This is a genomic window from Phycisphaerales bacterium (genome assembly GCA_020852515.1).
Classification (GTDB): Bacteria; Planctomycetota; Phycisphaerae; order Phycisphaerales; family UBA5793; genus UBA5793.
In genome coordinates this window covers 70,395-94,588 of record JADZAS010000011.1, presented here as the reverse complement: position 1 = coordinate 94,588, position 24,194 = coordinate 70,395, and the positions used below count along the sequence as shown (strand labels likewise).

The window sequence follows — 24,194 nt, the reverse complement described above, 5'->3', positions numbered from 1 at the left end:
CAGGTGCAGCGGCCGCAGGCAAGCAACTGACAGGTTATCCAGAGTGAACGCCCGGCCTCACGCGGGAGCCGTGGAGTGCGCAGAGTCGAGTCATTGACTCGAATACCTCTGCGATCTCTGCGACTCTGCGTGAGGTTGCCTTCCGTTACGGGAACCGGTAGCCGATGGCGTTGCTCACAGCGCACGCATCGCGATCGACCGCCTGGAGGATGATCGCGCGGCCGCTGGCGGCGCTTGGGATGTTGATGATCTTCGACGCGTAGCCGTTGGCGTCGGCGGTGCTTTGCGCGGCGATGCGCGGGTTGGCGATGTCGATGGTCAAGCCGGGACAGCCGGGCACGCCCGTCGAGCCGGTTGCAAAGCCATACACGAAGTACACGACATTCCCCGGCGTTGCTCCGGCGGCCTGCAACTGGTTGTCGCGCCCCGCCACCCCCGGCCTCGGATGCACGGCGATGAAGCCGGTGCTTGTTCCCTGGAACTCGTAGCAGCCCATGTCAACGATGGCATTCAAGCCGATGCCGGCGTCGGGCATGCCTCGATCATCCATCCGCCGCGGCAATCCTGCGAGGTCTTTGCCCTCGTCGACCTGACGATTGTCGCCAGAGTCGATGCAGGGCGAGGCTGGACCGAGGCGGTAATCGTCATTGGCGGGATCGATGAATCTTGGATCAACATCGAGATTGCCAACGCCCGGCCAGCCGCCCTCGACGTTGCAATGCTCGACGATGAGCATACCTGACGCGTCGGCGATCGAGGTCGGCGAATTGCCGAAAACTATGCTGCCGAACATCGCAGGGTCGCTATGGCCGGCGCCCTCAATGTGCACTCCGCCGCCCCCTGTACGGCTTGAATTCGCCACGACGGTCACATTGCGGCTGTAACCATCGGAGTCTCTCTCGAAAACTCCGCCGCCGGATCCTTCAGCGCGATTGCCGGCGATGAGCGTACTGCTCACGACGGCACCGAACTCTGTGTAGATGCCTGCCCCGTCTTGACCCGATCGATTATCAAGAATGCGGCACTGCCTAACTCCGACGGCCAAGCCGTACAGTCCACCGCCATTTCGCTCCGCCGTGTTTCCTGCGATTTCGCCGTGGGACCACTGTTGCGTTTGATACGAGAATGCGCCTCCACCATCGCGGCCGGCCGAATTCCGCAGCAACCGGACTCGTTCGATAGTCTCGTATCCATTACCTTCCGAGTAGCATCCGCCGCCGTCCAACGAGGCGTAGTTGTCGGCAATCAGGATGTCGCGCAATTTGACCCTGTCGCTGTCGAAGAAGATCCCACCACCATTATTTGCGCGATTCCCCGTTACGGAACAATTGCTGATGTCGCAGTAGTAGGTGAGATAGGCGCCACCTCCGAACGATGTGTCCTCTGGATCGTCCGTTGAAATCCAGTTTGCTGAAATGTCTGTTTCAGTAATAGAAGAGCCTTTGACGTACGCGCCTGCGTAAATGCCGCCGCCGACGCCGCGGTAATCCGGTGAGGCCAGATGGTTTCCGCTGACAGAGCAACGTCGCATGACCAGACGGCTATTCCGGTCGATATACGCACCACCCCCGGCAGGACCAGCTGCTTCATTGTCTTCAATTCTGGTGTCCTCAATCGTCAGGTCAGAGTATCCATAGGCATGGATTCCCGCGCCCGTCGCGCCGCGGTACGATCCTGCGAAGTTTCCTCGGATGATGGTGTTTGTGATCAGCACGGGCGATTGGAAGATCATCAGACCTCCGCTGAAGTGGGTAATACCGTCGCCGGTGCCTACACACTGCTCAATGACGCAGTTGTCGATGGTGACCTCCGCCGCCGCGATGCAGATGCCGCCGGCAAAGACGCCGCGCCCATCGCGGATCGTGAAGCCTTCGATGGTGACCGGCCGATCGTCGGGGAGCGTGCAGAACGTGAAGCCGAGGCCATCGTTTTCGCAGTCGATGATGCAATTGGCCGGGCCGCCGGCGGAGCGAATGCTCATCTACTTCTCGAAGAACTCGAGGTTCTTGTTGCCGGGGCCGGTGTAAATGCCATCCGCGACTTCGACGCTGTCGAAGTGGTCCGCGGCGTTGATGCCCGCCTGGATGGTGGCTTTGGGTCCGTTTGGCGCTTCGCAGACCGGGCTGAGTCCCGTCCACGAGTCGTCCCCGCACGAGCCGTTGACGTAGTACGTCGTCTGCGCGATGGCGATGGAGGTGAATGGAAGAACCGCGCCCAATGCGAGCGCACCGACTGCGAATCGACTGATGAACAACATGATGCGTACTCCCATTCTGGCCGCTGTGCCTGGCCGCCCTCAGACCACTCTTGAGCTGTTGACGATCCACGTCATGGGAACCGATACCCCACCACGTTGCTCACGCCACACGCGTCCTGATCGACCGCCTGGAGCACGATCCCGCGCCCCGCAGCCGCGCTCGAAATACTGATGATCGCGGACGCGTAACCGCTGCCATCGGCCGCGGCCTGCGCCGCGATGCGCGGATTGGCGATCTCGACGTTCACGCCCGGACACCCCGGCACGCCCGTCGAGCCGGCTGCAAACCCATACACGAAGTACACGACATTGCCCGGCGTTGCTCCGGCGGCCTGCAACTGGTTCTCGCGCCCAGCGACTCCAGGCCGCGGATGCACGGCGATGAATCCGCTGCTCGTCCCCTGGAACTCGTAGCAGCCCATGTCCGCGAGGGCGCCAAGTCCGTAACCGGCGTCCGGCATGCCGGCATCGTTCACCCGCCGCGGTTGGCCGGAGAGATCGACTTCCGTGTAGATTGAGCGATTGTCGCCTGCATCAATGCAGGGCGAACCCCCTGAAAGGCGATAGTCACCGGCGCCCGGGTCCACAAAACGAGGATCGGCATCGATGTTCCCAACCCCGAACCAGCCACCTTCGATATTGCTTCGCGCGAATTGCAGCAAGCCCGACTGATCAACGACGGACGTCGGTGAATTGCGCCAGATCACCATGCTGAACGGATTCTCCCTGATTTCGTCCGCGGACTCGATGTGGATACCGCCTGCTCCGCTTCCAGCAGCATTGTCCACGATCGTCGATCGCTTCGTGTGGTAGAGACCGTCAAGCTCTTTGACGAATGCTCCTCCCCCGCGTCCAATCGACGAATTGCCGAATATCAGGCATTCACTCAAGCTGAGATCGGAGTTGGAGTAGAGAGCCCCGCCGTCCGCGCCAGCCCGGTTTCCGCTCATCGTGGACTGCGCGAAGTGCCACGGATAGGTGAGAAACGCCTCCGGGGCCACGTAGGCGCCGCCGCCGTGGCGCGCGGCAGTATTGCCTTGAATCGTGCACCAATCCCATTGGCCCGCGGTTGCATAAGCCCCGCCGCCATCGCGTTCCGCGTGGTTGTTCACGAGGCGAACGCGCTGCAGAGTGGCATTGCTGCTGTTGGACGATGAGTAGTAGATTCCGCCGCCGTCGGCGCGCGCGTTGTTCCTGGCGACCTCCACGTCGTCCAGCGACAGAGTGCGTGAGTAGTCCGATCCCAGATACAGGCCGCCTCCGAGAGACGCCTCGTTCTCGATGATGGTGCAGCCTTGCACCGACACGTCGCCGAAGAGCCAGGCGCCGCCGCCCCGTGAAAGGACTTCGCCTTCCAGTGCGACGACCACGTTGTCTCGAATGGTTGAGTCTTCGATCAGCGTGGCTCCAAACCGACCATCGATGTAAATCCCGCCTCCGCCAGATGGGCGATACAGCTCGGAATAGCCCACGACGCGATTGCCGGCCACAGTGCACCGGCGCATGTGAAGGCTGCCGGCCTCTCGAACTGCAATTCCTCCGCCCCGGGCGCTGAGGAAACGGTTTGTGGACTCCACTTCGTTACCTTCGATGACCGAGTCTTCGATCAGCACTTCTTCCCATGGTGAACCTGCAATGCTGATACCGCCTCCGTTGAATCCGTCGCTGTATCCCGGATTCCCGCTGACTCGATTTGAGCGGATGATCGTCCGAAGGATGCGAACAGGAGAATCGGCAATGAGAATCCCGCCGGTGCTGTTCCCGTTCCGGCCGTCCGAGACGCATTGCTCGACGATGCAGTTGTCGATCGTTACCTCGGCTGAGGAGATGCAGATTCCTCCCGCCCATTCGTGCCGCCCGTTGCGGATCGTGAACCCCTCGATCGTCACCGGCCGATCATCGGGCAGCGTGCAGAAGGTGAAGCCAAGGCCGTCGTTCTCACAGTCGATGATGCACTGCTCCGGCCCGCCGGAAGATCGGATGCTCATCTCCTTCTGGAAGAACTCGATGTTCTTGTTGCCGGGTCCGGTGTAGATGCCGTCGGCGACTTCGACCGAGTCGAAATGATCCGCCGCGTTGATCCCCGCCTGGATCGTGGCCTTTGGTCCGTTCGGCGCTTCGCAGACTGGGGAAAGTCCAGTCCACGAGTCATCGCCGCACGAGCCGTTGACGTAGTACGTGGTCTGCGCGATGGCGATGGAGGTGAATGAAAAAACCGCGCCCAATGCGAGCGCACCGATGCTGCAGGTCGTTCGAATCGACATTGGAGTGCCTCCTGTCGTGGCCGCTGTGCCCGGCCTTGCGGTGTGCCTCGCCGGATGTGCTATCCGGACCGAGAATCCATCCGTACACAATGATGGATGCGGATGCACTTGTCAACAGAAATCGCCGCACCTCTTCGAAAACAGGGAATCGACCATTGACGCCACGGCTGAGCGGGATTCAAAGCGGCGTTTCCGGACTCGGCCGAACCCGATCGCCGCGTTTCCCTATGATCCGGCATGCGGTTTGAGTACTCTTCATTCGGCACCGATCGATTTCGGCAGGTGCACCGGCGCATCGCCGCCCAGCCGAACTGGGTCGTCCGCGCCGCCCTGATGACCTTTGTGCTGATTATCCTGCTGCCGATCGTGCTGCTCGTGCTCATCGCCTTTACGCTGGCGATCCTCGTCTTTGGCGTGCTCGGCCTCGTGCACCGGCTGACGGGGCTGTTTCCAGGTCGCCGCGGCCCGCTGGACGATCGCGGCAACCAGGGGAGGCGCAACGTCACCGTCCTGCCGCGCCAGAGTTGAGCGTTCGGCCGCGGCCGGCGCAGCCCTACACTGACGCCGGGTATGGTCCACGCACCTGACTCATCAACTCACCCGGGGCGCCGACGCGCGTGGATGGTCGCGCTGCTCGGGCTGCTGCTGATCATCGCGCCCCTGCTGCCGGCGCCGGCGCTGCGTCTGGGACCGATTGAACCGACGCTCATCCGCTCCAACGGCGGCTACGGCTACACGGCTCGCGCCGCCGACCTTGGTTTCAGTCGCCCGCTTCCCGGCCGCGGCGTGAGCCTGACTGAAGACGGCCGGCCGCTCACCATCGACCACATGCACAGCGCCATCCGCAGCGCCGGCGGCGGTCGGTACTCGCCTTGGGGCTCGACGCTCTACTTTTCCGCAACCGACAATTCCGATCCGCGCGCCAATGGCCGCGCGTACCTTCTTATCCTCCGCCGCTCGCTGCTTCAGCGCGTGATGCGCGATGCGCCGTGGTCGAACTACCTCGCCGCGTTTCTGGCGATCGCGGGCGTTTACCTCGTTTGCGGCGCGGTGGCTTCTCTGCGGCCGCGCCTCGCGTCCCGGCTGAGCGCCGGCGCCATCCAGTTCTCTCCATTCGATCTTCGCTGCATCTTGCGCGTGGCGCTGGTGTACATTGCATGGCGCGAGGCCAGCGCCGACTATGCCGCCATTCCCCGTCTCCTCATTGGCCCGGCGCTGCACACGCTCTCGCCGAGCGCGCTCGATCGCTGTGTCCAGTGGCTCGGCTCGGCGCTGCTCAGTACCCCCCTGAAACTCGCCGTCGTTCAGGCGGCGGCCGTGGCGCTGCTACTCCTGGCCGCGGCGCTCCTGCGCCGGTGGCTCCTGTGGCTCGCGCTGGCCGTCACGCTGCTCGTCGAATGGACGGCGTACCGCTTTCGGGGTCAGCTTCCCGACGTCGATCCGATGCTAGCGCTGCTGGTCATCGCGGCGCTCTGGCCGGCGTCCTGGCGCGCTGTCACCCGCGGGGGCCGATCGGTCTCAGCGTCCGCCACGGCACTGGGATTCGCCCTGGCTGCGTACATCGCGGCCGTGTACTTCATCTGCGGCTGGTCGAAGGTCATCACCGACGGACCATGGTGGAAAGTCGTGCACCTTGAACTGCTCTACGCGGCGATGATCGTCTGGATGGGATCGAGTCCGCCCGACTGGCTCGACGGCATCGCACGCGGCCTGCGCGACCTCTTCCTGCGCTGGCCCTGGCTGGGTGAAGCCTCAGCGCTGCTGACCATGGTACTCGAACTGGCCTGGCCGCTGGCGCTGCTGTCGCGCCTGGCGCGCTGGATCGTGCCGGGCATGATGATCGCCGCCCACGCGGTGATTTTTTTCACCAGCGGCATTCTGTTTCTGCCTTTGGCGCTTGCCGGTTTGAGCGTGCTGGTTCCATGGCGGCGTCTCATGCCGGGCCGGGCGCCTGAGCCAGCGCCCGCCGAGTTGCCGCTGCGCGCGTGGATGGCCTGGCCGGCGGGGCTCGTCGCGATGCTCGCCGTCGCACCAGCCATGCACAGCGCCGATTTCTTTCCATTCTCGAACTACCAGCACTTCAACTGGAACCACTCGACGCTTTTTGAGCCGACCGTTGCCTACCGCCTCGGCTATCGCGATCGGGCTACCGGACAATTCCAGCCCATCCCACCGAACTACAGCGGCTTCATGGATTGCTGGGGCGTCACCCTCGCCGGCCGCGAGGTGGATCTCTATCTCAATGCAGAGTCCGAGCAGCAACAGCGCGCGGCGCTGGCGCGCCTGCTCCAGTATGCCCGCGCGCTGCGGCCGCATCGCAGTTCGCAGCGCCTCGGCGTGCTCTCGTGCCCGACGCACGTGCTCGGCGCTTCGCACGGGATTCCCGTCAAGTGGTTCGATGAACTGCACCTGCTGCGCGCCCGCTTCGAAGCGCCGCACCAGTCGCTCGACGCGCATTGGGAAGACTGCGGCCTTCTGCCCGGCTGGCCCGAGCAGGACGAATCCACTACGTCCCAGCCTTGATGAGCACCGCCTGGCCCGTCGGCAAGCGCACCAGGCGCTGGCCCGTCGCAGCGCTGAACTCATCCACCGCCCGCCGCGCGCCCGGGCATGTCAGGAAGCCGTCGTCATCGATCACGATGATGCCGCCGGTGACGAGGCGGGGATGAAAATACGCCAGCGCCGCGCGCGTCGGCTCGTAGAGATCGACGTCGATGTGCACGAACGAAAACTTCGCGTCGCGCGCGGCGTCGAAGCACTCCGGAATCCAGCCTCGATGGAACGTCAGATCATCCCAGCGCCCCAGCGTCTGCTTCACGTCCTCGAGACTCCACGCCATATCACCCGCGCGCCACGGCCGCACGCCGGCGGCCGGCGCGTCGGCGGATGAGGGCGTGGAGAGCCCTTCAAACGAATCGAAGAGATGATGGCGATAGCCGGCGCAGCGCGGCAACTGCTGGGCGTAATGACGAATGATCCACGAGCCCAGCCCGCGATAGATGCCGCACTCGGCGGTGTCTGCATCGAGCCGGCCCAGTGAGGTCAGGTACTCCTTGATCACGTAGTACCGGTCGCGCGGCCCCGGTCCGCACAGCGCCTCGCCCTGCTCACAGACGCGCGTGAATTCCTGCTCCTGCTGCCAGTAGAGCAGATCGTCGCGCAGCCGGCCGGCGGCCTCCGGCGTGGCCTTCTGGTGGGTGTCGATCGGCGCGATGATAGCCGCCGGCTCGGTGGCCTTTCGCGCGGCGAGCACGAGCAGCGCGTATTCGCGCAGCGAGTCGGCCTGAAGCGGCGCATCGAGGTCGTTGAGATTGTCGATGCGCGCCGCGCGGAGCGAACCGGTTTTGGTCAGCCGCACCACGTGCGCACTTCCGACTTCGAATCCGTTGGCGCGATAGAACCGCGCGAGCAGTTTCGGATTGATCGAATAGAACCCGTGGTTCTCCCAGCCCGAGAGCGGCGAAACGTGGAAAGCCGCCCCGCCGACCTTGAGCAGGCTGACGATGTGCCGCAGCGCGGCCGCGATGTCGAAGACGTGCTCGAGCGTGCCGCCGTCGATGACCAGTTCGAAGTGGTTGCGCCAGCGGTGCGGCACCGGCTGCGACAGGTCGTGGATGATCGAAGCTCCTTCCGAGCCCAGCAGGTCGAGCGACTGGTATTCGCCGAAGCCAAGGGACTTGAAGAAGCGATCAGGCTTGATCGCTTCGCCGGGTCGAAGCGGCGCCGGCGCATCGGCAAGGGGCGCGCCCGCGAGGAGCGAATCGACTTCGGCCGGGGTGGCGTCGATGTCCTGGACGCCCAGCGTGAGCACGGCGCCGCCCGCCGGCCGGGCGCGGCAGTGTTCCACGAGAAGGCGCACGACCGGCAGTGGCAGGCCCATCAGCGACTCTCCCGCATTCCGCGGCGCGTCCGCGGCGGCGCATCAGCCGCGGCGATCATTGCACAGGCGCTGCCATCGCGACGGCGGGTCATAGATCTGCTTGAACGGAAGGTCTTCACGGTAGAAGCCGAATGATTTCACGCGCCACAGCCGAAGCAACTGATCAGCCGGCGTGAAGTGCTTGGCCTTGGGCGCGATCCCCACGCCGATGTGGTATTTGCCGTCGCACAGAAACAGCCGCGGGAACTCGACGCGGAAGGTCTGCACGCCACGGCGGATGTTGAGCGGCTGCGGACTCGGGTTACCCCGTTCATTCAGTTGCGTCAGGTTCGTCGAGGTGATGATGTGGATGTCCGCTTCGTTGAAGATCTGAACGCCGATCGCAATGCCGTCCTTGCGGACGCGGCTGTCCACGGTGATTTCCACCGCCATCGGCTCGCCCGTGCGGAAGCGGTCCTTTTCCCGGCCGTCGCCGTCGAGCAGGCGCAGACGCACCAGCCGCACCAGTTCGAGGTGCGCAATTGCGGGGCAGACGTCTTCCGGGTCATCGAGCAGTCGCTGGATGTCAGCGGGCAGCGGTGGATAGGTCGGGTCGTCCTTCTCAGAATCGAGTTCCGCTCCGACGGCGGGCACAACCCGATCCGGCGCCGGGCGGTCGAGCGGGAAGGCGGGTTCTTCGAGGCGGCTTGCAGCGCTCGAGGCTGGCTCGCGACGCTTTGATCTCTCCTGTTCGAGCGCGAATTCACTGAGCAGCTGCTTCTCGTACATCTGGGTGATCTCGCGGCTCGGCCCATCCGCCACGAGTTCGCCCTCGCGCAGGTACAGCGAGCGCGAGCAGAGTGTCTCGATGAAGAACATGCTGTGCGAAACGACCAGCGCCGTGGCGCCGCCGCTGCACAGGTCGATGATCCGGTTCGTGCACTTCTGCTGAAACGCGAGATCGCCCGTCGCCAGCGCTTCGTCGACGATGAGAATGTCCGGCTTGCGGCAGAAGGTGACGGCGAACGTGAGGCGCGACTTCATGCCGCTCGAATACGTGCGGAACGGATGGTCGATGACGCGGCGCAGTCCCGAGAAGTCGATGATCCATTCTTCGCTTTCGCGGATTTCCGCCTTGCTGTAGCCGAGGCAGTAGCCGCCCATGTAGATGTTCTCGCGGCCCGTGTACTCATCATGAAAGCCGGTGCCCAGTTGCAGAATGGCCCGCAACTGCCCGGCGATGTGAAACGAGCCTTCCGTGTGATCGAGCGTCCCGGCGAGGATGCGCAGCAGCGTGCTCTTGCCGGCGCCATTGGCGCCGACCACGCCGACGAGTTCGCCCCGGCCGACTTCGAACGACACGTCCCGCAGCGCCCAGCGCGGCTGATACATGGGCTTGCGCAGCAGCATCTCCTTGAGGATCAGGGAGGGCTTGCGGTAGATCTTGTAGAGCTTGGAAAGGTTCGAGACGCGGATCGCCGGCTCGCTCTTTGACGCCACGGCTCGGGCGGCGGCGCGCACCGCCTCGACGGCTTCGGCTGGCCGGCCTTCAGTCGTCGGAGGCGCCACTTCAATGGGCCGCGAGGTTGTGGTGGTCAGCAGTTCAGTCATGGCGGCCTTGTGCCGGGATCCGGTTCATCATTTTACGAACCGCTTCACAAACGAGCCGATCGCACTTCGCCTCGACAACACCCCGGCCGGAACTGGCCGGTCGGTCCGTCGAACAAAGATGCGGCTGCTGAGCACGAGCAGCTGGGCATCGGTCATCGCGGCAAAGCGACCGTTCAGGTGCGGCCGGGCCGCGGCCAGTTGCGCGGGTGTGGCGAAGAGATTCTCGTCGACGCGCACGACTTCGAAGCCCGCCTTGACGAAGTCCTCGACCAGTTCGTGAGAGCGCACGCGATTGCCGTTCTCGTTGCGCGACTGGAGGAACAGGCGCTGGTACTCGTCCTCGCTGCACTTGAGGAACTCGAAGGGGTGGTCGAAGTCGCGGTGATCGCGGTAATCCACCTGGTGGACGCCGAGCCCGCCCGGCCGGGTCAGCCGCGACAGTTCGCAGGCGGTGAGATAGGTGTCGCCGACGTGCTCGAGCGTGGCATTGGAGACGATGACATCGAACGAGGCGTCGGGCAGGTCGCTGGGCGGGGTGGCCAGATCGCAGCCGTGCTGCGAGATGATGCGCCGCGGGTGACGTGCCGCCGCGAGAATCTCTTCGATCCCGTCCCAGCGCGCCCGCGGCAGCCGCTGCCGGCCGACCTGCATCAGTTTCGCGTAAAACGCGGGGTGATACTCCGGCTCCCACTGCGCGAGGTACTTGTCGAGCACGGCGACGCGCGCGCCCAGCGCCTGGCAGATAAGCATGCTGCCAAAGTTGCGTCCCGGGCCGAGTTCGAGCACGCTCAGGCCGGAGAGATCGGGAATGTTCTCGAGCACCCGCACCTTCGTGAAATCGGGGATGCCGCCGGTCAACCGGCCGAAGTGCTCGCCGATGCAGTAGGCGTAGTCGATCGCATTTCGCAGGCAATAGCCGATCTGGTCGTTGATGCACTCGGTGAATTCGGCTTCGTCATCGCGCGCGTGGGCGACGTCATCGGCGCGGGGCTGGGCGAAAACGCGGCCGATGGAGTCCGGCTCTTCCACCTCCGCCTCGGGCTTGCGCACGAACAGGCGTGCGCTGACCACCATCAACTGCTCATCGGTCATCGCAGCGAAGCGTTCGATGAGCTGCGGCCGCATCGCGGCGATGTGTTCGGAGGCGGCGAACAGGTTCGCCTCGACTGCTTCCACCGCGAAGCCCGCCTGGCGGAAGTCGTCGGCCAGTTCGTGAGCCCGCACGCGGTTGCCCTGGCTGTTGCGGGACTTGATGAATCGCTGTGCGAACTCGTCCTCAGGCACGGTGAGGAAGGTCAGCGGCTCGTTCTGCTTTTCGTGGTCGCGAAAGTCGACCTGGTGAATGCCCACGCCGCCATCGCGCGTCAGTCGCGACAGTTCACCGGCCATCTTGTTTGTATCGCCGATGTGTTCGAGCACGGCGTTGGAGACGATCGCGTCGAAGGCGCCGTCGCCGTAGGCGCTGGGTGGCTCGGCGAGGTCGCCCGAGGCGCTGCGGATGATTGCCTCGTCATGCCGGCCGAGTTCGATGATGCGCCGCAGCGCTGACCAGTCGGCATAGGGGAAGCTCGCCTCGCAGGCCTCGAGCAGCGCGCGGTAGAGCTTCGGGTGGTATTTCTCATCCCACTGGGCGAGGTACTTGTCGAACACCGCGACCTCCGCGCCGCACGCTTTGCAGATGAGCATGCAGCCGAAGTTCGGCCCCGGCCCGAGTTCGAGGATACTCAGTCCGCCCAGATCGGAGAGCACGCCGTAGGGCTTTGGCGCCTCGGCCGGTGCGCCCGCGAGTACGCCGCGCCCGAACTGCCGCGCGATCGCCGAGGCGTAGAAGACGCCGTTGACGATGGCGTAGCGCACATGCTCGTCGATGGCGCCGGGGACGGCCCAGCGGTCTTCTTGGAGATCCGTTTCGGCGTACTTCTTCTGCGCGCTGCGATTCATGGGCGCGCCCTGCCTTCGGAGAAAGAACCGGCCGCTCACCACCGCGAGCGTCTCGTCGCTGAGCGCAGCAAACTGCGACTGGAGGCGCGGCCGCACGGCCGCGATGTGCCCGGGCTCGGCCCAGATGTTGGCGTCGAAGCGAAGCACATCAAAACCGACGGCTCTGAAGTCATCGCCCATGGCGTGCGGCCGCACGCGATTGCCGTTGCCGTTCATCGTCTCGTCGAAGAGCTTCTGGTAAGCCGCGTCGGGCATGGTCAGGAATTCGAGCGGCCGGGTGAAATCGCGATGATCGCGGAAATCGACCTGGTGGATGTTGATGCCGCCGGGCCTCGTGAGCCGGGCCATCTCCGCCGCCGTCTGCGGCACGTCGCCGACGTGTTCGAGTACCGCGTTGGACACGATCACGTCAAAGGACGCGTCAGGGAAGCCGCTGGGCGGGTGCGCGAGGTCGGTGCGGTCCTGTTCGATGATGTCGGGGAGGTGATCCGCCGCGGCGATGATGCGATCGACCGCGGACCAGTCGCGCTGCGGCAGCCGTTCGTCGAGCGCTTCGCGGAGGAACCGATAGAAGCGCGGATGGTAGACCTCATCCCAGTCCGCGAGGTACTTGTCGAGCACGGCAACTCTCGCACCGTAGCAGTGCAGCAGCAGTGGCGTGCCGAAGTGCCGCCCCGGACCGAATTCAAGGAGTGTCAGATCCGCCAGCGGCATGGCCGCTGCGTCGCGCCCAAGTTCGCGGCTGATGAGTTCGACGTACTCGAGCGCGATTCGAATCGCATAGTCCACGTCTTCGCGCACCTGGGCGTCGGTGATGGCGCGGAGGTAGAAGCGGCCGCTGATGGGCCGGAGGTCTTCGTCGGTCAGTTGTGCGTAGCGCGGCGCAAGCCGCGGCCGCAGAGACTTGAGATACGCCTCGTCGGCGAACATGTTGGGTCCGAAATGCTCCACGCGAAAGCCGATGCTGCGGAAGACCTGCTGCATTTCGACCGGCCGCAGCCGGTTGCCGCGCGACCAGCGCCCCGCCTGCCGCTGCGCATCGATCTCCTGTTCGCTGAGGGTGAGGAACTCGAGCGGCCGGCTGTAATCAGCGGTGTCTCGGAAATCGACCTGGTGTATGCCAAAGCCGCTCGGCCGCGTGATGCGGCCCAGCTCGCGCATCAGAGCCGGCAGATCGACCTGGCTGAGAATCGCGTTGCTGACGATGCAGTCGAACGAAGCGTCATCGACCGCCAGCGGGCCGGAGAGGCTCGCAACCTGGTGCAGATTCAGGCCGGCGCCGTCGTAGGCACCGGCTTCGATGACTTCGTCGATCCAGGACCAGTCAGCTTCGGGATACTCTTCGCGGCCCGTTTGCGCCAGCGCCTGCAGAAACGCCGGCGCCTCATCGTTCCAAGGCACGAAGTGCGTGTTGATCGCGGCGACACTGGCGCCAAAGGCGCGGCACACCAGCATCGGGCCAAAGCGATTCGGCGTGCCCAGCTCCGCGATCGCCAGGTTCGTCAGGTCAGGGTGCGGATGCATCCGCCGCGCGAGGTGGTTCGCCACGGTCTTGGCGTACTCGTAGCCGTTGTCCAGCGCGAAGCGCACCTCGGCGAGCACCGCTTCGTTGAGCGGCGCTTCGACCTGCACAGGTTGACCAGAGAGGCGCGGGGCGGTTTGTGACATCAACTCATCCTTCGATTGCATTCAGGTTCGTACGGCGGCCGGCCGGATGGTCTGCACCGTCGGCGCCGACTTCTCATCTTCGAATGCGGCGGGCGTCGCGGCCGGCGCCTGGCGCCGCGGCCGCGGCGTCTCGACTCGGCCTCCGCGCTCCATGCCGCTCAAGGCTCGCTCGTAGACACAGCAGGTCAGATCCACCATCAGATCGAGATTGAAGCAGGCATCCACGTATTCCTGTGCCGCCACGCCGAACTGCTCGCGCAGCGCGCTGCTGGCGAGCAGGCGCTGCAGGCCGATGACCAGCGCAGCCACGTCATCCACACCGCAGATGTAGCCCGTCACGCCGTGCGAGACGGCGTCGGAGGTGCCGCCTGCATCCGTCGCGACGACCGGCACGCCGACGTGCTGCGCTTCAAGAGCGACATTGGGGCATCCTTCATAGCGGCTGGTGAGCAGCAGCACATCGGCCGCGCTCATGATTCCGACCACATCGCTCACCCGCCCGAGCAGGGTGACGGTCTGCTCGAGGTTCCGCCGCGCGATGATCTCGCGCACGCGCCCTTCCAGCGGGCCGCTCCCGGCGACGATGACGCGGACGTTGGGCAGCCGCTCGCGCAGGAGCGTGATGACTTTGAGCATGAGTTCGGGCTGCTTTTCTTCGTCGAGTCGATTGACCACCGCGACCACCGGGGCCTCGGCCGGCAGGCCCAGCCGCTGCCGCGCCTGGCGCCGCTGCGCCGGCGTCGGCCGGTCGAAGTGGTCTCGAAAGAGGCCGTTGAAGACGATGTGAAAGCGCGACTCTTCGATGCCGACATACTCGGCGTAACTGGCCGCCCCGCGGTGCGAGTTGGCCAGCCAATGCACGCGCCGGCTCGACCCGACCACGCGGTACCAATCGACAAACGGCAGGTAGAAGCGCGGAAAGTGCGTCGGGTTGTAATTGCGCGTGCTGAGCAGGATACACGGCACGCCTGCCGCAACGCCCGCCAGGGCCGCGATCACGTTCGGATGATCGAGCCACGCGTGGAGCACGTCCGGCGGATCTGCCGCCAGTTCCATCGCGAGATTCGCCACGTACGAGCGGATGGCTTGCGGCGCAACCGCCACAAGATCCCACCGCACCTTGGCCAGCGCCTCGGAGTTCACCTGCCGCCCGCGCCCGGCCCGGCCGGCGTCGATGCGGTGCTGCGCCAGCAGCGGCAGATAGTGGCCGTGTTCATCATCCAGATCATGCTGCGTGCGCACCGTGCAGACGTGGCCGCGCTGGTGCAGGCCGATGGCGGTGTTGCACAACTGCCGCTCGGCGCCGCCCGAATAGAGGCAGCCGGTGTATTGCACGACGCGCAGCGGCCCGCCGGAGCGCCGCGGCGGTTCAAACGTCGCGTTGTCCGCGTCAATCGCTTCGCGCCAGATCACTTCCGCGTCGCGGCCGGCCGACGTGGCCAGCGGCTGGATCAGTTGCGCCTCGCGCGGTTCGGCCCCGTGTGCCCGTTGCGAAAGCCAGCGGCCCAGCCCGCGGCCGATGGCGGCGCTGTCCACGAGCAACCCCGGCGCAAGGCGCCGCAGCAGCGGCTTGATGCGCCGCCGCGCCAGAAGGTCTGCGAGCACCTCCGATGAATCTTCGAGAGACCAGCCGCGATCGGTGAGCAGCCACAACCGCCGGATGCCGGCGCGGCGGAGCCACATCATCGCGCGAGCCGTAATGTTCTGTCGCGATGTGGGGATCACCGCAAGACAGTCGCCCGTCGGCACGGCGACTGCTCGATTCAGTTGCGGGATCGGTCCGTCGGAGTGCAGGACCCACAGCGGCGCATCATGGCGGATCTGCCGCGCCCCGCACGCGGCGACCTGCGCCAGGACGAATGCGTTGAATAAGTCGAGCCACGGTCCGGCGTCGAGCGGACCGCAGGCAACCGCCACGCCCCCTTCATCGTGCCATTGCCGCACCGATGCGGCCAGCGCATCGAGGTCGATCGTCGCGCCCGGCTCAGCGGGAATGGACTCATTCTGAACGAGCCGGCTGGCAGCGCCGGTCGCCAAGGTGGGGGACTTCACGAGGAGGGACTCCCGTTGCGGTGGGGACTCACGGCAGGGCGATCCAGATCGTCCTGCAGATCGTAGACCTTTCCTTCGACGGTGAGGCACCGGCGGTCCACAACTTCGAGCGATTGCGCCAGCAGCGCTTCGACCCGTTGAAGCAGCGTGCGCCGGTCATCGTCGAGCCGGGTCGTCAGCGCTTTGACGGCGGCGGCCAGTTCGGCATGCGTCGCCGCATCGGCCTCGCGCCGCGCCCGCTCCTGGGCCAGCTCCTTGCGGGCCGACTCGCGAGCTGCCTCCAGTTGGGCCGCGAGTTCCACATTGCGCGCCGCGGCTGCGGCCAGTTCGCTGGTGAGCCGCGCCACCTGCGCTGACTGTTCATTCGCCTGGCGCTGGACTTTTTCGAGTTCGGTGCTCGCCTGAAAGCGCTGGCGCTGGGCTTCGTTGAGCACGTTGGCGTGGTGGTGGATCTCGCTCTGCCAGCGCCGGCTCTCCTGCTCGCGCTGGGCCCGCGACTGCGCCAGTTCGGCGGCGATCGACTCGATCGCCTTGTGCGTGGCGTCGAATCGCGCCTCGAGGGCGGCGACCTTCTCATCCGTCTGCACGCGATCGCGCCACTGCCGCGTCTCGCTGCGAGCCGCTTCCAGATCGGCGGTAACGCCGCGGAGTTTCGCCTCCAGCGCGTTGGCCCTCGACCACCATTCCAGTCGCTCTTTGCGGACCGAGGCGTCGAGCGTTGCCTCGTCGATGCGCATCTGCACAATGCGATCGCTCTGGCTCCCATAGACGCGCAGGTCCGACGCGGGGACCCTGGGCGCGCGCCGGGCCTTGCGCGATGCGCCGGCCTGCTTGGCGCACAGCGCCATGATCACCTGCGGCTGCGCCTGCCGAGCGCTCCACTGCGGCACGATCTCGAAGCGCCCGTTCGTCGGGGCGGCGTCGGAATCTTCCAGCACGATCGAACCGGTGACATCGGCCTGCCGCAGCCAGCGGATGGACTCGAAGCGCGCCAGCAACGCCTCGAATTCGCCACGCGTCGGCACGTGCAGGTGAAAAGCGTTGTCGTGCTGGTTCAGTCGCGCCCAGGTTTCTTCGCAATCCTGATCCGGCACCGACACCAGCAGCAGCCCGCCGGGTTTGAGCACGCGCTCAAACTCCGCCACCGCCTGCCGCTGCTGCGTAATGTGCTCGAGCGCCTCGAGGCAGACGACGAGGTCGAACGAAGCTTCCTCGAACGGCAGGGGCGACTGGTTCAAATCCCACTGGACGAATTCGACGCGATCATCGTCGCCCAGCCGCTGCCGTCCGAGTTCGAGCGCTTCGGTGGAGATGTCGAGATTGACCACGCGCTTGGCGCCGGCTTTCAGGTAGCGCTCGGCTCCCAGGCCCGCCCAGCCGCCGGCGTCGAGGATGGTGCGGTTCTTCGCCAGCGCCGCGGCGACATCGAGGCGCGCAAAGCAGTGGGCCATGATGGTCGGATCGTCCAGCACCGGATGATCCGACATCGGCGAGCCGAGGCGGACCAGGCTCAGTCCCGCACCCCTCTCGCCATCCACACCCGTGCAGCCGAAGCCGACCTCAAGGGCCGCCTGCCGGATGGCGTCGAGTCTGGCGTCAATATCGCTCTCGCCGGTCCGCGGGAGGATCTCGATTGATGAACTCCACTGCGTCCGCTCATGGATTCGCTTCAACATTTCCCGCGGGTCGCCCGACAGCCGATCCAGGCCGTCAAAGAGCACGACCTCGACCGGGCCGGTCAACTGCTCGGCGAGTTCGGCGTCGCGTCCCTGCAGATACGCAAATCCCCAGCGCCGGTGGTAATTGTTGTGCTGCAGGCCTTCGAGCGGCTGCGTGAGCAGGCGCGGCTCGCGGCGGGCGATTTCGTCGAGCAGGATCGGCATCAGGCCGTCATCGCGCTCCCGCACCCAGGGCGAGGCGTCGGGGCAGCACAACTGCACCTGGGCGCCCGCGCAGGCAAACCAGAGGCCGAGTGCGAGGTCGGCCGGTTCGTCCTGGATGATGGCGACACGTTGCCACAGCGTTCGCCCGTAGCCGCCTGGCCAGCGCGCGACGAATTGCTCCGCCCGACTGATCACGCTCCGAGCCGCTGCGGCATTGTCTAGCCGAGCAGGCATGTGGGCTTCCTTAGCGGATGCAACCGCGTTTCCCCGCCGAATTGAAGGGTTCGGCGAGCAATGAGTCAACAGCCCTTTCGCCGGAACAGGCCGCCCGCGCTCTCAGGAGCCCGCAGCCGTCGCGGCCCCGCGCCGCGCGCCCGCCGCCACCAGCGGCTCAGGAGCCGGGCCTCGCCCCTCCCGCGCGCCCCGAAGCCACAGTTCAAGCATCAGAACCGGCCAGAGGCGGTAGATCGAGAAGCACTGCGGATTCTCCTGCTCCATCAGCCACGCCTTCAGTTGGCCGTGGTCCAGCCAGTCGGCCAGGCACGTATCCGGCCCGGCCAGTACCTCGTGGGCAAAGGTCCGCAGCGCCGGGCCATCCCAGAAGTTCGACGGCAGGCCGAAGCCTTTCTTGCGGCGGTGCACCCACTCGGCCGGCAATTCGCGCGTGAGCAGGTCCTTGAGAATCCGCTTGCCGCTCCAGCCGCCCGGCGCCTCGGTCACCAGATCGTCCTCACCCAGCGCCGCCGCGAATCGGGCCACGTCGAAATCGAGAAGCGGGCAGCGCACCTCCAGCGAGTGCCGCATGCTCATCCGATCGACCTTCGCCAGCACCGCCCCGGGCAGGTACGTTTGCACATCCATATTGCGCATGCGGTGGATCAGCGGCCGATCTGCCCGGTCGAGGTCTGCCGACCACGCGTCGATGCCGGCCCGCGTCGCGGCGGGAACCTCGCCCAGAAACCGCACGAGATCGGGCGGCTGAAAGATCGTCAGCCGCGGGCCGAGGTAGAGATCGGATGCCTTCGCGCCGCCTCGCCCGGCGACGTCGGCGAGCGTGTCGAAGTACCGGCCGTAGCCGCCGAACATCTCATCGCCGCCGTCTCCCGAAAGAGCGACCGTCACATAGCGCCTGGTGAACTCGCTGAGCAAGTATGTCGGCAGGCAACTCGAATCGCCGTTGGGTTCATCCAGACTCGCCGCGATCATCGGCGCCAGTTCGATCGCATCGGGCTTGAGCACGATGTCATGATGCTCGCAGCCGAGATGCGCGGCGATCTCGCGCGCCTGCACGTGTTCGGAATCAGGCGAATCGGCAAAGCCGACGGAGTAGGTCTTTGTGTGCACGCCAAGGCGGCGCATGCGACTCACCACCAGCGCCGAGTCGATCCCGCCCGATAGAAATGCGCCCAGCGGCACATCGGACATGAGCCGGCGCTGCACGGCCTGGGTGAGCAGCGCATCGAGCTGCTCAACGCGATCTTCATAGCGGCCGGCAAGTTGCACGCCGGGTTCGCCGGAGCCGGCGTCGAAGCAGAAGTGCCGGCCGGAGCGCTCGCGCCCCTGATCATCGAGCAGCATCCAGCAGCCGGGCTCGAGTTTCTCGACGCCGCGATAGATGGTGCGCGGGGCGTGAAAGTACTGCAGCAGCAGGTAGTCCGCGAGCGCTTCAGGGCTCACGGTCCGGTCCAGATCGTCTATGACTTCCAGAGCGCGCAGTTCTGAGGCGAACGCGAACCACCCCCGGCCGCGCGCGATGTAGAGCGGCTTCTTGCCCAAGGGATCGCGCGCGAGCATGAGCCGACGCTGCCGGGCGTTCCAGATTGCGAGTGCGTACATCCCGCGCAGCGCATCGAGCCGGTCTTCATGCTGCTCGGCGAGCAGGTGCACAAGCACCTCGGCATCGCACTGGCTTCTGAACCGGCGGCCCTGCGATTCCAGGCGCCGCCGCAGTTCGCGGAAGTTGTAGATCTCGCCGTTGAACGTCAGGCCGATCTGGCCGGTGTCATCGACCATCGGCTGATGCCCGAGCGGGGAGAGATCGACGATCGACAGCCGCCGCTGGGCCAGCGCGCAGCGGCCGGTCGGGTCCACCCACACCCCCGCGTCGTCGGGCCCGCGATGCACCATCGTCTGGTTCATCGCCTCGACCAGCGCTCGCAGGCGCTGCGGTCCGAGGCGCCCGTTCAAATCAACACATCCCGCGATGCCGCACATTCGAGTGTCTTACCCCCACAGTTTGCGAGTCGCCGGCGACAGCCCGCTTCAGTCTCTGTATGTGTACAGCCGCCCGTTACTTCGCGGATCGCTGTTGTCCGGCGTCGAGAAGTACAGCCAGCCGCTCCAGTGCGAATACCGCCCGCCGCCGTGCGCCCGAACGTCGTTGTGCGAAGCGTGGGCCGGGCCGATGGGCACGCCGTCTTCGTAGATGATCAGTCGCGACACGGCTTCGGCATCCGACACCAATCCCTTGGGGACCGAACACGTGTAGCAGTGCCCGGTCTCATGATGGATCGGTTCGAGCCGGCCGCGCACATGCCGCCTGAAGATCCCGCGCACCATCTTGCCGGCATTGACCTGAGGATCCATGCGTCCGGCGGCGAGCTGGCAGATGCTGTACGCCGTGCATCCCGCCGCGGCGATGATGTAATACACGAACCCAGGTCGCGCCGCCTCGACGGGCTGTGCCGCGCCGTCGACGGGTTCTGAGATGGTGGCCGAAGCGCTGCTCACGATCCAAACTCCACAATCCCGCTGCCCGCCGTGTAGTGCTTCACGCAGCCGCGGCAGGTGTCGATGATCGGGGGCGTGAGGCTGTCGCGGCGCAGCGAAGCGCGGATCGCCTCGTACTCGCCGCCGAACCAGCAGTCGGCGAACGCCTCCACGCTCATCGCGTTGCCCAGTTTTCGATCCTGCGTGCGGCAGCAGACGCACACGCAGCCATCGAGGTCGATCTCGACGTTCTGCATCGGCGCCATGCACGTGTACTCCGGATGCGCCGACGCCGCGCCCAGCGGCCGTGGAATGTTCTCGTAACGCATCTGCAGCGGCCGATCGACGGGCGGCAACTGCCCCGGCTTGACGATCTCGAACTCGACGGCGATCTGGATCGGGCGTTTGCCATCGATGCGCGAAGCGTACTGCTTGAGCGCATCGAGCTGCTGCTGCGACGGCGCCCGCTCGACTCCCGCTTCGATCGGTTCGTAGACATGGAAGTCGATGCGATCGACGCCGATTTCCACGGCCCAGTCGACCAGTGCCGCAGCGCCTTCGATGGTCTTGGCAGTGAGGGTTGGATACAGCCCGACTCCGAGTCGCTGCGGGTCGCGGACCTTCATCAGGTTGCGCGTTCCCTGGTCCACCTGCTCCCACTTGGCGCCGGTCCGGGCGTACTCGAACAGGTCACCCGTGGCGTCGATGGAGATGGACACGTCGCCGCGCGTCTTGGCCAGCAGCGCCAACTTGCGCGCGACGAACTGCGTGCCGTTGGTCTGGTAGCGGGTGAAGATGTCGTAGTCGAGCATGATCTCCTGCATCTCGGTGAACTGCGGGTGGATCATGGGTTCGCCGCGACTGTTGAGTTCGACGGTGACGAGCAGCGGAAAGAGCGTGTCGGCGACCTTGCGGAAGATGCCGATATCCATGTGCCGCCGGTTGACGGGCGTGAGCATGTTCTGCGAGCCGCAGATGCCGCACTTGAGATTGCAGATATCGGTGATGCCGAGGCTGGCGTAGAGCGGCGGGGCGATGCGATCGCCGCCGCGCCGCAGGAAGTACGCCCCGCGCGAGTGGTTCTTCCAGCCCCGCGCCATCCAGTGGTTCCAGTCGTTGGCGAACGAGAGGGGCTGATTGATGACGCCGTAGGTCCGGCCGTTGCTGCGCGGGTCGGTGTTGTCGCTGCTCGAGAAGAACAGCGTGACGGCGTTGTTGGTCTGCGAGTTCCACAGGCTGTAACGGCCGCCGCCGCGCAGGCGGATGAGATCATGCAACTGGGCCGGTGGGCCGAGCAGCCGGCCATTTTCCACGACCGAGCCGGGCACCTCCCCGGCCGGGACCTCGCCCGGGCCGAATGCGCTGAGCGGCAGATCGACGTTGTAGCAGTGGCCGCCGGCGTGGCGGATCATGGCGGCGTCGATGGGCATCGACCGGATCGCCGGGCCGGACTCTTTCTGCGCCGCCTCGACGCGCAGCGGCTGCTGCGGTCTGGTGCCGAACACAGGAAGGGAGACGGCAAAGGCCATTTTCAATGCTCCGGGGATCGTTGGGCCGCGGGCCCGGCGCGGCCTCGGCCGCGATGGCAGGATTCAGCTAATACTAGCGCCGCTTCCGCCGGGATCAGCCGCGCGGGGCCCTCTCTGCCCGCGAGGAGGCCTCACAGCGCGTTGCCGAAGTGCGGCTTGAGCTTGCGGAAGGTGCGGTACCCGATCACCAGCAGCAGCACCGCCACGATTGGATAGAGCAGCCAGGTCCAGCCGTATCTGATCTCTCCGAAGAAGCAGATGTCGCGGAACGGCCGGACGATCAGGCTCATCGGGTTGTACGTCAGCAGGCCGTCGATCACCTTGAGCACCGTCGGGTTGTCCGGGTGCAGCGTCTTCTCGGTGTAGAGTACGGGGGTGGCGTAGAAGAGCACCATGAACGCCACCTGCAGCACATCCTTGAGGTCGCGCAGGTACACCCCGATCGACGAGACCATCATCACCAGCCCGCACAGCAGCAGCACCTCCAGGCCGAACATCACCGGCCACAGCGCCCACGTCCACGGCACCTCGTGGAAGCGGATCAGGCTGTAGATGAACAGGAAGATCGTGCCGATCACCTGGGGCACGAGGTTGGCGAGCACCGTCTTGATCGGCAGCACCTCGAGCGGAAAGACCACCTGCTTGACCAGGTTCGCCTTGTTGCGCACGGCGCTGCACCCGGCCAGCACGGCGTTGGTCATCGCCATCCACGGCAGATACGCCGAGATCATCTGGATGGTGAAGTCGAACCCGTGCGCATTCGCTTCCGGCGATCCACGAAAGATAATCGCGAACACCGTCGCGTACACCGCCATCATCAGCAGCGGATGCAGCACCGACCACGTCACGCCGAGGAACGACCCGGCAAAGGGGTCGGCCAGTTCGCGCCAGGTCATCTCCAGCAGCAGCCGCCGGTAGCGCCGCACGTCGCGCGCAATGTCGCGCAATACGGCCGCGATGGTCAGCGGCAGCAGCACGATCGACTTGAGCACGTCAAAGCAATACGACAGCACGGAATGGCTCGAAACATCGGTGGCGGTCATTGATGGCCTGATCCTAGCCGCGGCCGGGTCGGGGCGGCTCAGCGCTGGTCCTCTCCGCCGGCCGCGATCGCGGGGCCGTAGAACCGGGCGCGAAACGTCGCCAGGTCGCGCGACGCCGAGAGGAACTCCGTCTCGGCAAATGCATCCGGCTCGATCGTCGGCGGCACGGCATCATTCATGAGCAGCACCGTCGAGGTGCTCCGCGATCGGTCGCCCCACAGTTGCACGGCGGCCCCGTACGACGCCCACTGCTCGGCGAGGCCCTCGGGTGTCATCTTGTCCACCAGCACGGCAACCGCATCCGCTTCGCGTCCGGCGTAGAGCCGCTGCAGACTCAGCGCCAGGCCCAGTCCATCAGCGCGGTTGCGGGCGGCGACGCCGAAGTGCGGGTCGTAGTACTCCCACTGGCCGCGCTGCGCGTTGTAGATCTCGAGCCCCACGTGGGCCGCGTAGCGCGGGTCATCGCCGATCCAGCCGCAGTAGCGCGTCTCGAATCCTGCGGCCCGGCAGAGCAGTTCGGCCAGCAGCGCCGCACGGCCGCACGCGACGTCAAGACTTGCATCGCTCTGAAACAGCCGGTCGAAGTGGTGGCGCAGCACCAGCGGCCAGTTGGCTTCGCTCTCCTCGGCCGTGAGTTCATCCTCGCGCCCGCCGGTGGTGTTGGCGGCGATGAAGCCGACGATCTGCCGGGGCCGCACTGCGGCGTCATCGTCGAGCACGAGCACGCGCGCCACCCGGCCCGCCGCACGCAGGCCGTATTCGCCCGGCGCGTCGAACACGAGCATCGAGCCCTCAATGCGAGGTCGCTGCGGGTTCACCTCCGGCCGGCGCGCTCCCCAGCGCGGCACGAACATCTCATAGGCCTCGCCATCCGGCCACCAGAGCCGGTCGCCCTGGCGCACCATGAGCATGGCGCCCGGGGCACAGAAGTGCACGCGCCGGCCCGTCTCGTCGGCGGTCTTGATGAGCACGTAGTGCCTGCCGTTGGTGCGCGGGTCGCTGCCGTCGGAGCTCGAGAAGATCAGGGCGTTCTTCCAGTGCGAGTAGCGGCCTCGGCCGAGGGTTTCGACGTCTTTGTGCGTCCCGTGCGCTGGCCCGAGCGCGGTGGAATCTTCCAGCAGCACCCAGCTCGATCGCCGCAGGGCGTCGCTGTAGTCTCCTTCGTTGGCGCTCAGCGGCAGGTTGATGGTGTACGCCAGCCCCGCGCGCGGCCGCACGTCGCCCGGCTCGATGATGACGGCGTTTGCCCCCGGCGGCGCATCGCCCTGGCGCGCCGCGCCTTGCCGCGCAGCCAGCAGGGCCAGCAGCAGCGCCACGAGGCGCGCCAGAGGTGTGTTCACAATGACCCGGCCGGGTTTCTGCATCGCCAACATCGTAG

Annotated in this window: 15 protein-coding genes; 2 read left to right on the top strand and 13 right to left on the bottom strand. The window is 65.9% G+C overall.

The features are described from left to right. Window positions 1–145: 145 nt before the first annotated feature. From IT430_05185 to IT430_05175, 3 genes are all read right to left on the bottom strand, one after another. Entirely contained in the window at window positions 146–1,981 is a 1,836-nt protein-coding gene (locus IT430_05185; protein MCC6907316.1) for a right-handed parallel beta-helix repeat-containing protein, read from the bottom strand. After that, entirely contained in the window at window positions 1,982–2,257 is a 276-nt protein-coding gene (locus IT430_05180; protein ID MCC6907315.1) for a hypothetical protein, read from the bottom strand. Window positions 2,258–2,328: 71 nt separating this feature from the next. Continuing rightward, window positions 2,329–4,521, bottom strand: a complete 2,193-nt coding sequence (locus IT430_05175) for a right-handed parallel beta-helix repeat-containing protein (GenBank protein MCC6907314.1) — start codon at window positions 4,519–4,521, stop codon at window positions 2,329–2,331. A gap of 237 nt (window positions 4,522–4,758) precedes the next feature. Here IT430_05175 and IT430_05170 point away from each other — a divergent pair, with 237 nt between their 5' ends. Both IT430_05170 and IT430_05165 read left to right on the top strand, forming a co-directional pair. Next, window positions 4,759–5,049: a hypothetical protein gene (locus IT430_05170; GenBank protein ID MCC6907313.1), complete on the top strand. Its 291-nt coding sequence runs from the start codon at window positions 4,759–4,761 to the stop codon at window positions 5,047–5,049. A gap of 93 nt (window positions 5,050–5,142) precedes the next feature. Next, a complete protein-coding gene (locus tag IT430_05165) occupies window positions 5,143–7,044 on the top strand; it encodes a hypothetical protein (GenBank protein MCC6907312.1) in 1,902 nt (633 codons plus the stop codon). Here IT430_05165 and IT430_05160 read toward each other — a convergent pair. The 10 genes from IT430_05160 to IT430_05115 form a co-directional block, all read right to left on the bottom strand. Beyond that, complete coding sequence (locus tag IT430_05160) at window positions 7,028–8,401, bottom strand: class I SAM-dependent methyltransferase (GenBank protein ID MCC6907311.1); 1,374 nt, start codon at window positions 8,399–8,401, stop codon at window positions 7,028–7,030. The two genes, IT430_05165 and IT430_05160, sit on opposite strands and share 17 nt — an antisense overlap. Window positions 8,402–8,443: 42 nt before the next feature. Then, window positions 8,444–9,991 carry an ABC transporter ATP-binding protein gene (locus tag IT430_05155; GenBank protein ID MCC6907310.1) on the bottom strand — a complete coding sequence of 516 codons (1,548 nt, stop codon included), beginning with the start codon at window positions 9,989–9,991 and terminating at the stop codon, window positions 8,444–8,446. A gap of 27 nt (window positions 9,992–10,018) precedes the next feature. Further along, entirely contained in the window at window positions 10,019–13,600 is a 3,582-nt protein-coding gene (locus IT430_05150) for a methyltransferase domain-containing protein (GenBank protein ID MCC6907309.1), read from the bottom strand. A gap of 21 nt (window positions 13,601–13,621) precedes the next feature. Further along, window positions 13,622–15,652: a glycosyltransferase family 4 protein gene (locus IT430_05145; protein ID MCC6907308.1), complete on the bottom strand. Its 2,031-nt coding sequence runs from the start codon at window positions 15,650–15,652 to the stop codon at window positions 13,622–13,624. After that, window positions 15,649–17,769, bottom strand: coding sequence for a methyltransferase domain-containing protein (locus IT430_05140; GenBank protein MCC6907307.1), 2,121 nt, complete (start codon window positions 17,767–17,769; stop codon window positions 15,649–15,651). The genes IT430_05145 and IT430_05140 overlap by 4 nt, the downstream gene beginning before the upstream one ends. A 102-nt stretch (window positions 17,770–17,871) precedes the next feature. Further along, a complete protein-coding gene (asnB, locus tag IT430_05135; GenBank protein MCC6907306.1) occupies window positions 17,872–19,722 on the bottom strand; it encodes an asparagine synthase (glutamine-hydrolyzing) in 1,851 nt (616 codons plus the stop codon). Window positions 19,723–19,797: 75 nt separating this feature from the next. Beyond that, on the bottom strand, window positions 19,798–20,265 hold the full coding sequence (locus tag IT430_05130) for a hypothetical protein (GenBank protein ID MCC6907305.1): 468 nt from the start codon (window positions 20,263–20,265) through the stop codon (window positions 19,798–19,800). Next, complete coding sequence (locus IT430_05125; GenBank protein MCC6907304.1) at window positions 20,262–21,773, bottom strand: SPASM domain-containing protein; 1,512 nt, start codon at window positions 21,771–21,773, stop codon at window positions 20,262–20,264. Before IT430_05125 ends, IT430_05130 begins: the two co-directional genes overlap by 4 nt. Before the next feature lie 131 nt (window positions 21,774–21,904). After that, window positions 21,905–22,816, bottom strand: coding sequence for an ABC transporter permease (locus tag IT430_05120; protein MCC6907303.1), 912 nt, complete (start codon window positions 22,814–22,816; stop codon window positions 21,905–21,907). A 38-nt stretch (window positions 22,817–22,854) separates the two neighbouring features. Then, window positions 22,855–24,180 carry a hypothetical protein gene (locus tag IT430_05115; protein ID MCC6907302.1) on the bottom strand — a complete coding sequence of 442 codons (1,326 nt, stop codon included), beginning with the start codon at window positions 24,178–24,180 and terminating at the stop codon, window positions 22,855–22,857. Window positions 24,181–24,194 lie beyond the last annotated feature (14 nt).